Below are 14,805 nucleotides of genomic sequence, written 5' to 3'. Positions count from 1 at the left end.
TGCTTCGGTCAGCGTAGGGGGGCGCGACTGCGATCCGGAGTGAAGACGAGCGCGATCACAGCGATCAAACCCGCCGCGAGCATGTAGAGCGCAGGGGCGGTGACCATGCCTGTCGCGGCGATGAGGCTTGTGGCGATCATCGGCGTGAGGCCTCCGAAAATGCCGAGGCCGATGTTGAAGGCGACGGAATAGCCTGACAGGCGGTCCCGCTCGGGGAACATCTCCGCGAACAGGGCGGGGCCGGAGCCCAGCGGCACGGCCAACAGGAGGAAGGTCACGGCATGTGCTACGACCACGGGCAGCAATGCGCCGCCCGACACGAGCATCCATTCGTGCAGCGGCCATGCGACAAGTGCCAGCAACCCGATCGCCAGAGCGATCCAGACCCGGCGCGTCACCCACCGGTCGCCCACGATTGCCGCCAGCGGCATCGCGGGGATCACGAGGACCGTCATCGCGGTATTGATCAGCAGCGCGGTGTCCCGCGCCATCAAGCCCTGACCGGACAGCCATTCCGGAAGATAGACGAAGGCGATGTAGTAGCAGGTGCCGTAGCTGGCCGCGAAGGCCACCGCCAGAAGCGTCTCTCTGCGGTTCGTCGTGAAGGCTTCGAGCAGGGGCGATGTGTCGTCGCGCCCCTCCTGGTGCTGCTGGAAATGCTCTGATGTGTGCAGGTTGCGGCGGATCAGGATCGCCACCGTGCCAAGAACCGCGCCCCCGAGGAAGGGCAGGCGCCACGCCCAATCCGCGAGCGTCTGCGCATCGAAGAGGTTCGTCACGAGCGCCGCCGCCCCGACCCCCAGAAGCGAGCCCGACATGGAGCCGATATTGGCCCAGCTCCCCGTCAGACCGCGTTTCTTCAGGGGCGCGGTTTCGACAAGATATGTGGCCGAGGACGAGAACTCTCCACCGACCGACAGGCCCTGCAGCAAGCGCACCAGAACCAGAAGCGTCGGGGCCAGAACGCCGACCTGCGCATAGGTCGGCAATATGCCCAGAAACAGCGTCGGCATCGCCATCATGACGACCGAGATCTGCATCGTGCGCGCGCGCCCGTAGCGGTCGCCGAACCAGCCGAACACCGCCGCGCCAAGCGGACGCATCAGGAAACCGGCCGCGAAAATCCCGTAAGTCGCGATCAGGCCCGCGGTCGGATCGTTGGACGGAAAGAAGACCGGGGCGATGACGCCTGCAAGATAGCCGTAGAGCGCGAAGTCATACCATTCGACTACGTTGCCGATGAAACCGGCCATGATCCGATGCCGAAGCTCTGCCGGTTTTGCTGTGCTTCCGTCCGGTGCCATGGTCGAGCCTCGCGATTTTTCTGCTATCTCCGCGACATACGTAGCCTTTTCTTCGGGTTGGGCGCAAATCGCGACGCCTGAAACCCAAATCGCAGGGCCATCTCCGCGCCCGGCGGTCTCACGGCATCTGCGCTACCATGGTCAGATCGAGATCCAACGCCGCGACCAATCCTTCTGGCGTGAATTCGCGCGAGAAGCTGCCGCCAAGCGAGGTGGATACGGTAAGCCGGCAAAGCGACGTGCCGAACCCTTTGTTTTCGTCCTTGCCGGATCCCGATTCGGTGATGCCGGGCTCTTTCCATGCGAGCCTAAAGCGCTCGTCCTCGATCTCTGCGCTAATCTCGACGCCGTGGCCGCTCTGCGACAGGCCCCCATATTTCACCGAATTCGTCGCGAGCTCGAAGAGAACGAGCGTCAGGGGCGTGATCGCGGCAGGGCGCACCTGAATATCCGGAAGCGAGGTCTGGACGCTCACCCCTTCGCTGAAGGGTTTCAGGATCGTGCTGACGAGATAGGACAGCGGCATGCCATCGGGTTGTTCGCCCGAGGGGTCGTTCACGGTCATCGAATTGAGCGACGCGATCGCGTGAAGGCGGCTGCGCATCTCGTTACTGAGTTGCTCTGCGCTGTCTGCCTGCCGCGCGGCGACCGCAATCAGGGACGCGGCCACGGCGAAGGCGTTGCCGACCCTGTGGCGCATCTCGGACAGCAGCAGCCTTTGCTGCTCCGCCAGTTGGTGTTGCAAGGTGATGTCGCGCGCGATCTTCGACGCGCCGACGACTTGGCCATCGGCATCGCGCACGGGCGAGACGGTCAGAGACACCGGAACGGGGCTGCCGTCCTTGCGCTGGCGGATCGTCTCGTAATTGGCGATCCGTTCGCCGCGCCGCAGACGGGCGATGAAATCGACCTCCTCATCCATCCGGTCGTCGGGAAAGATGATCGTGATCGGCTGACCGATGGCTTCTTTGGCAGTGTAGCCGAACAGGTTTTCCGCGCCGCGATTCCAGCTCAGGATGATGCTGTTGAGGTCCTTGGTGACAATCGCATCTTCCGAGCCTTCCACAATCGCAGCCAAATGCTGTTGGATGCTTTCTGGTGAGTCCATGACAGGTCTGGCCTCCGTGCTCCTCGGGGGACACACATACTAAAAGGTGCATATCAAGTATAGCCCATCGCGGTCGGGGCGGGAGCGCGCGCGATGACTTTGAAAAATCACATCATTTCGCAGGGGGCAGCGGCGGCGCACTCACGGTCGTTCCAGAACGAAATCCGGAACGATGCCGCAGGAGGCGATGGCCGCCTGCGCGTCTTCGCCGCCGAAGAAGCCATATCCCGCGATTAGGGCAGAGCGGATTCCGGTCGCCTGTGCGCCGAGAATGTCGGTGTGCAGGCTGTCGCCCACCATCAGCACGCGCGCGGGATCGACCGGACCGAGACGTGCGAAGGCGATGTCGTAGATATTGTTGAAAGGCTTGCCGTAGAACTCCGGCGCCACACCCGTCGCATCGGCGAGCCTATGCGCGAAGTGACCCGGCTCCTGCGAGAACCCGACCTCACGGGGCGCGACGATATCGGGATTGCCGACCCAGACCGGGCGCGGGTTGTCGCGGATGGACGCTTCGAGCAGGTCTTGTCGCTCTTCGGTCCAGTCCGCCGCACCGATCAGCAGAAACCCTTCGGCTGCGTCGTAGGTGGCGCGATCCTCGGCGAGCCATGTCACGTCGAACTGATCCAGCTCGTCATCGCCCGTCGTTTGGCTCGCCATCAGGCCCCAGGCCCGGGCAGGCGCTTCGCGCAGGGCTGCAACGAGAGCGGTGCGACTGGTGACGACATCCTTGGTCGCGAAGGCATAGCCGAGCCGCGTGTATTTCTGCATTAGGGCGTCATGCGGCACGCCCGCCGCGTTCGACACGACCATCACCCGCTTGCCCTGCGCTTGCAGCGCCGCCACGCGCTCGGGCGTGCCCTCGATCGCGGTCTCGCCGATATTGAGCACACCGAACGCATCGAGCAGGAACACGTCGAACAGATCGGCAAGCTCCGAGAGGTCGCGCGCCATCTGGCTGGTCGAGATCAGGCCGGGGGAGGGCAGTCGGTGGCGCGCGCGCTCATAGGCTGCGAGCGCTTCCTGCGCGGTCATTGTCATCAGAGGGTCGTCCCTTGCACCTTCGCCGATATCCGTTCGCTTACCACTACTGCGGCAAGGATCACCAGCAGGTTCAGGCGTGCGGCGCGCTTGCATTCCTGCCCTTCTCAGAGGCGTCACTTCGCGAGCAACACCTCCACGGCGTTCTCGCGCAGCGCCTCTTTCAGATCGGCGGGCGGGGCGCGGTCCGCTACCACCAAGGCGAGCGCGTCGAGCGTGGCGGCGCGGGTGAAGCCGTGAATGCCGAATTTCGACCCGAGGATCAGCAGCATGCCCGCCTGCGCCTGCGCGAGCATCACGCGCTTGATCGCGGCGAAGCCCGGAATGGTTTCGGACACGCCTTCGCACGAGAGCGCGGTCGCGCCGATCACCGCCCGGTCGACGTGATGGCGCGACAGGAATTCGAGCGTCTCTTCGCCCACGACCGCCGATTCCGTCGGCAGGTAATTCCCCGGGGCAAGGATCACCTCCGCTACCTCGCTACCGCCCAGAAGCATCGCGATGGGCAGGGAATTGGTGATGACGCGGCAGGGCGTGCCTGCCATGGCGAGAAACCGGGCCATCTGCTGCGTGGTGGAGCCGGAGTCGATCATCAGCGTCTCGCCGGGGGCTACCTGTGCTGCGGCCATGCGCCCGATCCGCTCGCGTTCCTGAAACTGGTCGCGTTCGCGCTCGTCCAGCGTGGGATAGTGACCCGGATGGGGGCGCGAGGCCCCGCCATGCGCGCGGTCGATCAGCCCCTTCTCTTCAAGTGCATCGAAGTCGCGCCGGATCGTCTCCGTCGAGACCCCGAACCGTTCGGCCAGTTCCGAGATGCGCAGATGGGGGCGCAGCTTCAACTCGAACAGGATCTGCTCGCGCCGGTCGCGTTTGCGCAGTCGCTGTCCCTCTTGTTTCACGCTCGCATCCATCGCTTTTCCCGAAGGTGAGAAAACTCACCGAACCTTAAAATTGATGTGGCCTATGTCGCATAAATTCAAGAAAAATGTTGCGAACCCCACATTTTGATGCAGTTTAACGGGATAGAACCGCGTGGTCGTGGAGGGCATCCGAAGCCGAACGCGGGATTTGGGAGAGCGCATGATCTATTTCCTGATCAATCTCGCGGGCGCGGTGGCGCTGCTGCTCTGGGCGGTTCGTTTGATCCGCACCGGGGTCGAGCGCGCCTTCATGGCCTCGCTGCGCCAGTTCCTGCGCCGCACGGCGGGCACGCGGATCAGCGCGATGGCCGCGGGGACGGGGGCGGCGATGCTGCTGCAAAGCTCGACCGCCGTCGCGATCCTGACCGCCGGCTTCGCCGCGAGCGGGACATTGGCCGCCGTGTCGGGCGTGGCGCTGGTGCTGGGCGCCGATCTGGGCTCGTCCATCGTGGCGCAGATCCTGCTCTCGCCGATCCATGTTCTTGTGCCCGCGCTCCTCGTGATCGGGGTGACGCTGTTTCTCAAATCAAAAGCCCGCCGCCCGCGGCAGGCGGGGCGCATCTTCGTGGGGCTCGCGCTGGTCCTGCTCTCGCTGGGTCTGATCGGCGAGGCGACGGCGCCCCTGCGCGACAGCGAACTGGTAGACGCGGTCCTGACCCGGCTGGGCAGCGATCTCGTCTCGGCCTTCGTCCTCGGGGCCTTGCTGACATGGGCGATGCATTCCTCGATCGCGGCGGTCTTGATGTTCGTGACCTTCGCGGGCCAGGGCCTTTTGCCGGGGACGGGCGCTGCGGCGATGGTGCTGGGCGCGAACCTCGGCGGGGCGATCATCCCGGTGATGCTGACGCTGTCCGCCGATCCCATCCCGCGCCGCATCATGGTCTCGAATTTCGTCCTGCGCGGGGGCGGAGCTGCACTGGTGCTTATCGGTCTGATGGCCTTCCCGCATGCGCTCGACTTTCTGGGCGCGACGACGGCGCGGCAGGTGATCAACCTGCATCTAGTCTTCAACCTCGGCGTCGCGATCCTGTCGCTTCCGCTGATCCCTGGGGTGTTGCGCCTTGCCGAGGCGGTCGTGGTCGAGCGCAAGGACCTGTCGCCCACGCGGATCACCGCACTCGACGAAAAGGGGCTGGGGGACGCGGGCCATGCCCTTGGCAATGCGGCGCGCGAATTGCTGCGCATGGGCGAGCAGGTCTTGGAGATGCTGCAGCCGGCACTTGGGCTTTTCGTTCGCTGGGATCCGGAGGTCGCCGCCCGCATCAAGCGCAACGAGAGCGAAGTCGACCGCATGCATTATGAAATCAAGCTCTATGTCGCGCGGCTCAATGAGACGCGGCTGAGCACCGAGCAATCGCGTCGCGCGATGGAGATCGCGATGGTGGCGAACCATCTCGAGGATGCGGGCGATCAGATTTCGACCAATCTCGTCGATCTCGCGCAGCGCATCCATGAACGCGGCCTGACCTTCTCGGAAGAGGGGCTGCGGGAGCTGACCGATTTCCACGACCGCGTCACCTCTAACACGCGCTTGGCCCTGAACGTCCTGATGTCGGGGGAGATCGACGATGCGCGTCAGCTCGTCGAGGAGAAAGACCGCACCCGCGCCGCCGAGGCCGAGTTGCAGGCGGCCCACCTTGCGCGGCTGCGCGCGAATAACAGCGCCTCTATCGAGACCACGAACATCCATCAGGAAACCGTGCGCGCGCTGAAGCAGATCAATACGGACGTGACCTATGTCGCCTATCCGATCCTCGAACAGGCAGGCGATCTGCGCGCGACGCGCCTGACCGGGTGAACCAAGCGGATCGGGATGTGGGGACGTGGTTGCTGTCTGAGATCAGCTTGCCTGCCCCGAGAGCTGCAACAGCTCCTCGCGAAGTCTGAGCGCGAGCGGAGACAGGGGCCGTCGGCGCAGGCCCAGCAGGTAATAGGACGACACCCGAAATTCCTGCTGGATGCGCAGAACCGCGAAGCCTGCGTTGACCGGGTCCCGGATCAGAAGCTGCGCGACCTCTTCCGAGACGGCGGCCACGGCGTCGCTTTGCGCGAGATAGGCGATGGTGAACAGCAGCGACGGGCTGTTCACGCAGTCGCGCGGCTCGGACAGGCCCAACGCCGCGAAGGCCTCGAAGGTCGCCTCCCGGATCGGCGCGCCGCGCTGCTGCAGGATCCATTCGTAATCCCCCAGTTCGGTCATCGTGACGAAGGGCGAGCGGGCCAGCGGGTGATTGGCGCGCACGAGAAAGACGATTTTCTCGTCGCGCATCGGAGTGATGTCGAAAAGCTCGCTGTCGAACTCGGGCAGCACCCGGGCGAGGATGAAATCCATCTCTCCCGCCGCGAGGTAGCCCAACAGATCGCGTGACGGCAGAACTTCCACGGAGATGTCGCTCTCGGGCGAGGCGCGTTTGACGGCGCGGATCGCGGGCACGAGATAGCCCACCGCAGGGCCGGTCACCGCGCCGATCCGCACGCGCCCAGCATGGCCGCTGCGCAGCGCCTCGATGTCGGAGCCCATGCTTTCGAGCTCGCGCAGAACGGCCCGGGCTCTGCGCAGGACAGCCAGCCCGATCTCTGTCGGCTCCATCCCCTTGGGCTGCCGGGTGAACAGTGGCGCGTCGACCCGCCGCTCCACCTCGGCCAGCATCCGGGACGCGGCCGGCTGGGTCATGGCGCAGCTTTCTGCGGCAAGCTGGAGTTGCCCGGACTCGGCGACCGCCCGGATCAGGCGCAGCTGCGCCGGTTTCAGCATCAGGTGAGAAAGGGGCATATCACTTTCGGTATGCAGATTGCGTTGAATGTAATTTTATCATCATGCTCCCACATTGCTAGTGTTTCTCCCACGCCCGGTATCGGGCTGCGCGAGGAGGACAGACGGGTCGCGCACCGTCATAGGGAGGACACCATGAAAATCAAAACCGCCGCCGCAGTGCTGGCGATCGGCACCGCTTTGCTCGGTTCCGGGGCTTGGGCCGAAACCGTAGGCATCTCGATGCCGACCAAATCGTCGGCTCGCTGGATTTCTGACGGCAACTCGATGGTCGAACAGTTCCAGGAAGCTGGCTACGACACTGACCTGCAATATGCGGAAGACGATATTCCGAACCAGCTCGCTCAGGTCGAGAACATGATCACCAAGGGCGTGGACGTTCTGGTGATCGCGGCGATCGACGGCACGACGCTGTCGAACGCACTGGCCAACGCGAAGGCCGCTGATATCAAGGTCATCGCCTATGACCGCCTGATCCGCGACACCCCGGATGTCGACTATTACGCGACCTTCGACAACTTCAAGGTCGGCGTCGAGCAGGCCAATTCGCTGGTGCAGGGGCTCAAGGAGCGTTTCCCCGACACCAAGCCGTGGAATGTCGAGCTGTTCGGCGGCTCGCCGGACGATAACAACGCCTATTTCTTCTATAACGGCGCAATGTCGGTGCTGCAGCCGCTCATCGACTCGGGCGATGTCGTGATCCCGTCGGGCCAGATGGGCATGGACACGGTCGGCACGCTGCGCTGGGACGGTGCGGTCGCACAGTCGCGCATGGATAACCTTCTGTCGGCCAATTACACCGACAAGCAGGTGCAGGGCGTGCTCTCGCCCTATGACGGGCTGTCCATCGGCATCCTCTCCTCGCTTAAGGGCGTGGGCTACGGCTCGGGCGACATGAAGATGCCGATCGTCACCGGTCAGGATGCGGAAGTGCCGTCGGTGAAATCGATCCTCGCGGGCGAGCAGTACTCGACCATCTTCAAGGACACCCGCGAACTGGCGAAAGTCACCGTCGGCATGGTCAACGCGATGCTCAAGGGCGGCGAGCCCGAGATCAACGACACCGAGACCTATGACAACGGCGTCAAGGTGATCCCGTCCTACCTGCTCCAGCCGGTGCCGGTGGACAAATCGAACTGGGAAAAGGTTCTGATCGGCTCCGGTTACTACACCAAGGATCAGATCGAGTAAGCCGGGCCTCCCCGACTTGCCACGCGCTGGCCGCCCTGCGGGGCGGCCAGTCCCCCCACTCGATTTGACGCCGGAGAGGTCGGATGACCACCCTTCTTGAAATGCGCAACATCACCAAGACCTTTCCTGGTGTGAAAGCGCTCGACGACGTCTCGATCGCGGTCCGTGACGGTGAAATCCACGCGATCTGCGGCGAGAACGGCGCGGGAAAATCGACCCTGATGAAAGTGCTCTCAGGCGTCTATCCCGCAGGCAGCTATGAGGGCGAGATCGTCTATGACGGCGCCGCTGCCGAATTCCGCGACATCCGCGACAGCGAAGATCGCGGCATCATCATCATTCACCAGGAACTGGCGCTCGTGCCGCTGCTGTCGATTGCCGAGAACATCTATCTGGGCAATGAACGCGCCCAGAGCGGTGTGATCAACTGGCAGGAAACCTTCCAGCAGACCGAGGGCCTGCTGAAGAAGGTCGGTCTGCGCGAGGCGCCCGGCACGCTGGTCGACAGCCTCGGTGTGGGAAAGCAGCAGCTTGTCGAGATCGCGAAGGCGCTGTCTAAGAATGTGCGCCTCTTGATCCTCGACGAGCCGACCGCAGCGCTTTCGGAATCCGATAGTCAGGCTCTGCTGGATCTGCTGCTGGAGCTGAAGGCGCAGGGCGTCACCTCGATCATCATCAGCCACAAGCTGAACGAGGTGAAGCGCGTGGCCGACAGCGTGACCGTGATCCGCGACGGCGCCACGATCTCCACCATAGACGCGCGCGGTGGCGATCTCACCGAAGACCGCATCGTGCGCGACATGGTGGGCCGCGACATGGCGCATCGCTTCCCCGACCGAACCCGTCGTGCGGGCGAGGTGCTGTTTGAGCTGAAGAACTGGAACGTGCGCCACCCCGAACATCGCGACCGCCAGATGATCCGCGACCTGTCGATGCATGTCCGGGCAGGCGAGGTGGTCGGCATCGCGGGGCTGATGGGCTCGGGCCGCACGGAACTTGCGATGAGCGTCTTCGGGCGCAGCTACGGGCGCGACATTTCGGGCGAGGTGCTGATCCACGGCAAGCCCGCCGATGTCTCGACTGTCGACCGCGCGATCGCGGCGGGGCTCGCCTATGTCACCGAGGACCGCAAGAGCCTCGGGCTGATCCTCGAGGAAACGATCCAGCGCAACACCAGCCTCGCCAATCTCGGCGCGGTGGCGAAGAACGGCGTAGTCGAGGATTTTCGCGAGACTGAAGTGGCCGAGAAATACCGCCGCGACCTCAATATCCGCACGCCGTCGGTGTTCCAGAAGGTGATGAACCTCTCGGGCGGCAACCAGCAGAAGGTCGTGCTCGCGAAATGGCTCTTTACCGAGCCGGAGGTGCTGATCCTCGACGAGCCGACGCGCGGCATCGATGTCGGCGCGAAATACGAAATCTACGGGATCATCAATGAACTGAGCGCGGCCGGGAAGGCCGTCATCATGATCTCTTCGGAGATGCCGGAGCTTCTGGGCATGTCCGACCGGATCTACGTGATGAACGAGGGCAGCTTCGTGGGCGAGTTGAACGCCGACGAGGCCAGCCAGGAGCGCATCATGTCCTTGATCGTTAGGGAATAGGGAAAGTCATGGACCAGATCGAACAAGCAAATTCCGAGCCTTCGGGAGGCCTTGGGATCGGCGCCTACATCGCGCGCCACATCCGCGAATACGGACTGCTGTTTGCGTTGATCGCGATCATGCTGTTCTTCCAGATCGTGACGGGCGGCACGCTGCTCAAGCCGGTCAACATCACCAACCTGTTCCTGCAGAACAGCTACATCATCATCATGGCCTTGGGCATGTTGCTGGTGATCGTGGGGGGCAATATCGACCTCTCGGTCGGCTCGGTCATGGGCTTCATCGGGGCGTTCGCCGCAGTGCTCATCGTGTCGATGGACCTGCCCGTTGCGGTGGCGATCCCGGCGTGCCTCATGATGGGCATGGCGATCGGCGCGGTGCAGGGCTATTTCGTGGCCTATTGGAAAATCCCGTCCTTCATCGTGACGCTGGCGGGGATGCTGGTGTTCCGCGGGCTGTCGCTCTGGCTGCTCGAAGGCCAATCCATCGGCCCCTTCCCGAAATCGTTCCAGGCGCTCTCGACCGGGTTCATTGCCGATCCGTTCGGCGTGGGCCGTCCGAACATGCTGGCACTGGCGGTCGGTGTCGCGGCTGTGGTGCTCTTGGTGTGGCTGGGCCTGCGGGCGCGGTCGCGCGATGCGCGCTACGGGATCGAGGGCGAACCCCTTGGCCTCTTCGTGCTCCGCAATGCGATCGTCGCCGTGGCGCTTCTCTTCGTGACGTGGAAACTCGCATGGTTCCGTGGCCTGCCGAACGTGCTGCTGTCGATGGTGATCCTGACGATCATCTATGTCTTCGTGACCGAACGCACCACGCTGGGTCGCCGGGTCTATGCGGTGGGCGGCAACTCCAAGGCGGCCAAGCTGTCGGGCATCCGCACCGAGCGGCTGACCTTCCTCACCTTCGTGAACATGGGTCTTCTGGCCGCGCTCGCCGGTCTCGTCTTCGCCGCACGTCTGAATACCGCGACCCCGAAGGCGGGCTTCGCGGTGGAGCTCGACGTGATCGCGGCCGTGTTCATCGGGGGCGCTTCGATGTCGGGCGGTTCCGGCAAGATCATCGGCGCGGTCGTCGGCGCCTTCATCATGGGCGTGATGAATAACGGCATGTCGATCCTCGGGATTGGCATCGATTACCAACAGGTCATCAAGGGGCTCGTGCTGCTCGCCGCCGTCTTCTTCGATGTCTACAACAAGAACAAGGAAGCCTGAGATGTTGCTCTCGCAATTGACCCTTCCCGACGGATCGCGCGCCGTGGCCGTGCGTGAAGACGGCCCCGCGCATCTGGTTCCGGGCGTCACCTCGACCCGCGATCTGGCGCTGGCCGCCATCGCCACCGGGCACGATCTGGCCGCCGAGATCGCCGCGCGCGGGCAGGGGGACGAGGTGGACCTGGAGGCCGCCTATGCCGAGGGGCGGATGCTGGTGCCGCTCGATCACACCGATGCTGCGCATCTGCATCTGACGGGGACGGGGCTGACCCATCTTGGCTCTGCCTCCACTCGCGATGCGATGCACACCAAGGTCACCGAGGAGATGACCGACAGCATGAAGATGTTCCGCATGGGGCTGGAGGGCGGCAAGCCCGCCGCTGGCTCGGTGGGGGTGCAGCCCGAGTGGTTCTACAAGGGCAACGGTTTGGCAGCGGTCGCGCCGGGGGCTGCGCTGACATCTCCGAGCTTCGCGCTCGACGGTGGCGAGGAACCAGAGGTCGCGGGGCTCTACGTCATCGCGCCCGACGGGCAGCCGGTCCGCGTGGGCTTCGCGCTGGGCAACGAGTTCTCCGACCACGTCACCGAGCGCGGGAACTACCTGTGGCTCGCCCATTCCAAGCTGCGCCCGGCGAGCTTCGGCCCCGAGATGCTGGTGGGCGATCTGCCGGATAGCGTCGAGGGCACCAGCCGCATCCTGCGCGATGGCGAGGCGCTCTGGGAAAAGCCTTTCCTGTCCGGCGAGGCGAACATGTCCCACTCCATCGCCAATCTCGAACATCACCACTTCAAATACGCGCCCTTCCGCGATCCGGGCGACGTGCATGTGCATTTCTTCGGGACAGCGACGCTCAGCTTCGCTGACGGGATCAGTGCCGCGCCGGGGGACGTGTTCGAGATCGAATGCCCCGCTTTCGGTCTGCCGCTGCGCAATCCGCTCGCCCGCAATTCCGACGCGTCGGCCCCCGTGGCCGTCGCCAGCCTCTGAGGTCCGATATGGCTTTCACTCCCGCCCCTTGGCCCCGCAAACTGCGTTCGCAGGAATGGTATGGCGGCAATACGCGCGACACGATCTATCACCGCGGCTGGATGAAGAACCAAGGCTATCCGCATGACCTGTTCGACGGGCGCCCGATCATCGGCATCCTCAACACATGGTCCGATCTGACGCCCTGCAACGGCCATCTGCGTGAACTGGCCGAGAAGGTGAAGGCGGGCATCTGGGAGGCTGGTGGCTTCCCCGTCGAAGTGCCGGTCTTCTCGGCCTCGGAGAACACCTTCCGCCCGACCGCGATGATGTTTCGCAACCTTGCAGCCCTCGCGATCGAAGAGACGATCCGCGGCCAGCCGATGGACGGCGCGGTGCTGCTTGTGGGCTGCGACAAGACTACGCCATCCCTGATGATGGCGGCGGCGAGCTGCGATATTCCGTCCATCGTCGTGACCGGCGGGCCGATGCTGAACGGCTATTTTCGGGGAGAGCGCGTGGGCTCGGGCACGCATCTGTGGAAATTCTCCGAAGCCGTGAAGGCGGGCGAGATGACGCAGGAGGAATTCCTCGAAGCCGAGGCCTCGATGAGCCGATCCTCGGGTACCTGCAACACGATGGGCACGGCAAGCACGATGGCGAGCATGGCCGAGGCACTCGGCATGGCGCTCTCGGGCAATGCCGCGATCCCGGCGGTGGACAGCCGCCGCCGCGTGATGGCGCAGCTTTCGGGGCGGCGCATCGTGCAGATGGTGAAGGACGATCTGAAACCCTCCGACATCATGACCAAGCAGGCCTTCGAGAACGCGATCCGCACCAATGGCGCGATCGGTGGCTCGACCAATGCGGTGGTGCATTTGCTGGCGCTGGCGGGGCGCGTTGGCGTGGATGTCACGCTCGATGACTGGGACCGCTGCGGGCGCGACGTTAAGACCATCGTGAACCTGATGCCGTCGGGCAAATACCTGATGGAAGAGTTCTTCTACGCGGGCGGTCTGCCGGTCGTGCTGAAGCGTCTCGGCGAGGCGGGGCAGCTGCACAAGGATGCGCTTACGGTCTCCGGCGGGGCGATCTGGGACGAGGTCAAGGACGTCGTGAACTGGAACGAGGACGTGATCCTGCCCGCCGACAAGCCGCTGACCGATCAGGGCGGCATCGCGGTGGTGCGTGGCAATCTCGCGCCGAAAGGGGCGGTGCTCAAACCCTCCGCGGCGAGCCCGCATCTGCTGACCCATCGCGGTCGCGCGGTCGTCTTCGAGGACATCGACGACTACAAGGCGAAGATCAACGACGACGCGCTCGATATCGACGAGACCTGCGTGATGGTGCTGAAGAATTGCGGCCCCAAGGGCTATCCCGGCATGTCCGAGGTCGGCAATATGGGCCTGCCGCCGAAAGTGCTGAAGAAGGGGATCACCGATATGGTCCGCATCTCGGATGCGCGGATGTCGGGGACAGCTTACGGCACGGTCGTGCTGCATACCTCGCCCGAGGCCGCGGCCGGTGGTCCGCTGGCGGTCGTGCAGAACGGCGACATGATCGCGCTCGACGTGCCGAACCGCAGCCTGACGCTCGAAATCTCGGACGCGGAACTGGCCGAGCGCCTTGCGAAGTGGCAGCCGAGCCATGAGCGGCCGGATGGTGGCTATGCCTGGCTGCATCAGGCGCATGTGATGGGCGCCGATACCGGGGCGGATCTCGATTTCCTCGTTGGCTGCCGGGGCAACCCGGTCGGAAAGGACAGTCACTGATGAAACTCGCGCTCGTCGGCATCGGCAAGATCGCTCTGGATCAGCATGTGCCCGCAATCGCCGCCAGCCCGGATTGGGAACTGGCCGCGACGGTCTCACGGCATGGGACGGTCGAGGGGGGGCCTGCCTATACGCAGATCGAGGAGATGCTCTCCGCCCATCCCGAGATCGAGGTGGTGAGCCTCTGCCTGCCGCCCGTGCCGCGCTTTCTGGCTGCGCGCGCAGCGCTCGAGGCCGGGCGGCATGTGATGCTCGAAAAGCCGCCCGGGGCGACCTTGGCCGAGGTGCATGCGCTCGAAGCGATGGCTTCTGCGCGGGGCCTCACGCTGTTCGCGACATGGCATTCGCGGATGGCCCATGCGGTGGCCGCCGCCAAGGCCTGGCTCGCGGATCGCGAGGTGCATTCGGGCCGGATCACATGGCGCGAGGATGTGCGCAAATGGCACCCCGAACAGGACTGGGTGTTCGAGCCCGGCGGCATGGGCGTTTTCGATCCGGGCATCAATGCGCTTTCGATCCTGACGGAAATCCTGCCCGCGCCCGTGCATCTGACCTCGGCGGAGCTGGAATTTCCCGCCAACCGACAGGCCCCCATCGCTGCGCGGCTGAGTTTCTCCGGCGCGATTGAGGCCGATTTCGACTGGCGACAGGAAGGCCCGCAGACCTGGGATATCGCGCTGGAAACCGATGCCGGGTCGATGGCGTTGCGCCTTGGTGGCAACGTCCTTGAGATCGGCGGCACGAAAGCCGAGGGTGCCGAGAGCATCATGGAAGAATACCCCGCACTCTATGCCCGCATGGCAGAGCTGGTGCGGCAGGGCGCATCCGACGTGGATCTCGCGCCGATGGTGCATGTGGCCGATGCGTTCCTGCTGGGCCGCCGCACCGCTGTTGAAGACTTCGAATTCTGAAGG

At 64.4% G+C, this 14,805-nt stretch carries 12 protein-coding genes; 7 read left to right on the top strand and 5 right to left on the bottom strand.

Annotated elements, in window-relative coordinates; all coding sequences use genetic code 11:
• Positions 1 to 8 precede the first annotated feature (8 nt).
• From AKL02_RS14785 to AKL02_RS14770, 4 genes are all read right to left on the bottom strand, one after another.
• Positions 9 to 1,304: an MFS transporter gene (locus AKL02_RS14785; protein ID WP_198453195.1), complete on the bottom strand. Its 1,296-nt coding sequence runs from the start codon at positions 1,302 to 1,304 to the stop codon at positions 9 to 11.
• A gap of 118 nt (positions 1,305 to 1,422) precedes the next feature.
• Complete coding sequence (locus AKL02_RS14780; RefSeq protein ID WP_083078999.1) at positions 1,423 to 2,412, bottom strand: PAS domain S-box protein; 990 nt, start codon at positions 2,410 to 2,412, stop codon at positions 1,423 to 1,425.
• Positions 2,413 to 2,553: 141 nt separating this feature from the next.
• Positions 2,554 to 3,453, bottom strand: coding sequence for an HAD-IIA family hydrolase (locus tag AKL02_RS14775; protein WP_232621632.1), 900 nt, complete (start codon positions 3,451 to 3,453; stop codon positions 2,554 to 2,556).
• 116 nt (positions 3,454 to 3,569) lie between these two features.
• Positions 3,570 to 4,352, bottom strand: a complete 783-nt coding sequence (locus tag AKL02_RS14770; RefSeq protein ID WP_232621631.1) for a DeoR/GlpR family DNA-binding transcription regulator — start codon at positions 4,350 to 4,352, stop codon at positions 3,570 to 3,572.
• Between the two features lie 181 nt (positions 4,353 to 4,533).
• On the opposite strand from AKL02_RS14770, the gene AKL02_RS14765 reads away from it, so the two are divergent.
• Entirely contained in the window at positions 4,534 to 6,171 is a 1,638-nt protein-coding gene (locus tag AKL02_RS14765) for a Na/Pi cotransporter family protein (RefSeq protein ID WP_083079001.1), read from the top strand.
• A 42-nt stretch (positions 6,172 to 6,213) separates the two neighbouring features.
• Here AKL02_RS14765 and AKL02_RS14760 read toward each other — a convergent pair whose 3' ends face one another.
• Positions 6,214 to 7,146 carry a LysR family transcriptional regulator gene (locus AKL02_RS14760; RefSeq protein ID WP_078520308.1) on the bottom strand — a complete coding sequence of 311 codons (933 nt, stop codon included), beginning with the start codon at positions 7,144 to 7,146 and terminating at the stop codon, positions 6,214 to 6,216.
• 135 nt (positions 7,147 to 7,281) lie between these two features.
• Here AKL02_RS14760 and chvE point away from each other — a divergent pair, with 135 nt between their 5' ends.
• The 6 genes from chvE to AKL02_RS14730 all read left to right on the top strand — a co-directional run bounded on the left by chvE (position 7,282) and on the right by AKL02_RS14730 (position 14,802).
• Positions 7,282 to 8,337, top strand: a complete 1,056-nt coding sequence (chvE, locus tag AKL02_RS14755) for a multiple monosaccharide ABC transporter substrate-binding protein (RefSeq protein WP_078570080.1) — start codon at positions 7,282 to 7,284, stop codon at positions 8,335 to 8,337.
• Positions 8,338 to 8,420: 83 nt separating this feature from the next.
• Positions 8,421 to 9,941 carry a multiple monosaccharide ABC transporter ATP-binding protein gene (gene mmsA, locus AKL02_RS14750; protein ID WP_078520306.1) on the top strand — a complete coding sequence of 507 codons (1,521 nt, stop codon included), beginning with the start codon at positions 8,421 to 8,423 and terminating at the stop codon, positions 9,939 to 9,941.
• Positions 9,942 to 9,949: 8 nt separating this feature from the next.
• Positions 9,950 to 11,152, top strand: coding sequence for a multiple monosaccharide ABC transporter permease (mmsB, locus tag AKL02_RS14745; protein ID WP_083079002.1), 1,203 nt, complete (start codon positions 9,950 to 9,952; stop codon positions 11,150 to 11,152).
• A gap of 1 nt (position 11,153) precedes the next feature.
• Positions 11,154 to 12,140 carry an AraD1 family protein gene (araD1, locus tag AKL02_RS14740; protein ID WP_083079003.1) on the top strand — a complete coding sequence of 329 codons (987 nt, stop codon included), beginning with the start codon at positions 11,154 to 11,156 and terminating at the stop codon, positions 12,138 to 12,140.
• 8 nt (positions 12,141 to 12,148) lie between these two features.
• Positions 12,149 to 13,891 carry an L-arabinonate dehydratase gene (araD, locus tag AKL02_RS14735; RefSeq protein ID WP_083079004.1) on the top strand — a complete coding sequence of 581 codons (1,743 nt, stop codon included), beginning with the start codon at positions 12,149 to 12,151 and terminating at the stop codon, positions 13,889 to 13,891.
• Positions 13,891 to 14,802 (top strand): Gfo/Idh/MocA family protein, encoded by a 912-nt coding sequence (locus tag AKL02_RS14730; protein WP_083079005.1) that lies wholly within the window; start codon positions 13,891 to 13,893, stop codon positions 14,800 to 14,802. The genes araD and AKL02_RS14730 overlap by 1 nt, the downstream gene beginning before the upstream one ends.
• Positions 14,803 to 14,805 lie beyond the last annotated feature (3 nt).

The organism is Thioclava electrotropha, assembly GCF_002085925.2.
Taxonomy (GTDB): Bacteria; Pseudomonadota; Alphaproteobacteria; order Rhodobacterales; family Rhodobacteraceae; genus Thioclava; species Thioclava electrotropha.
Note: the sequence above shows the minus strand (reverse complement) of the source record. Positions and strands in the feature narration are given on the sequence as shown.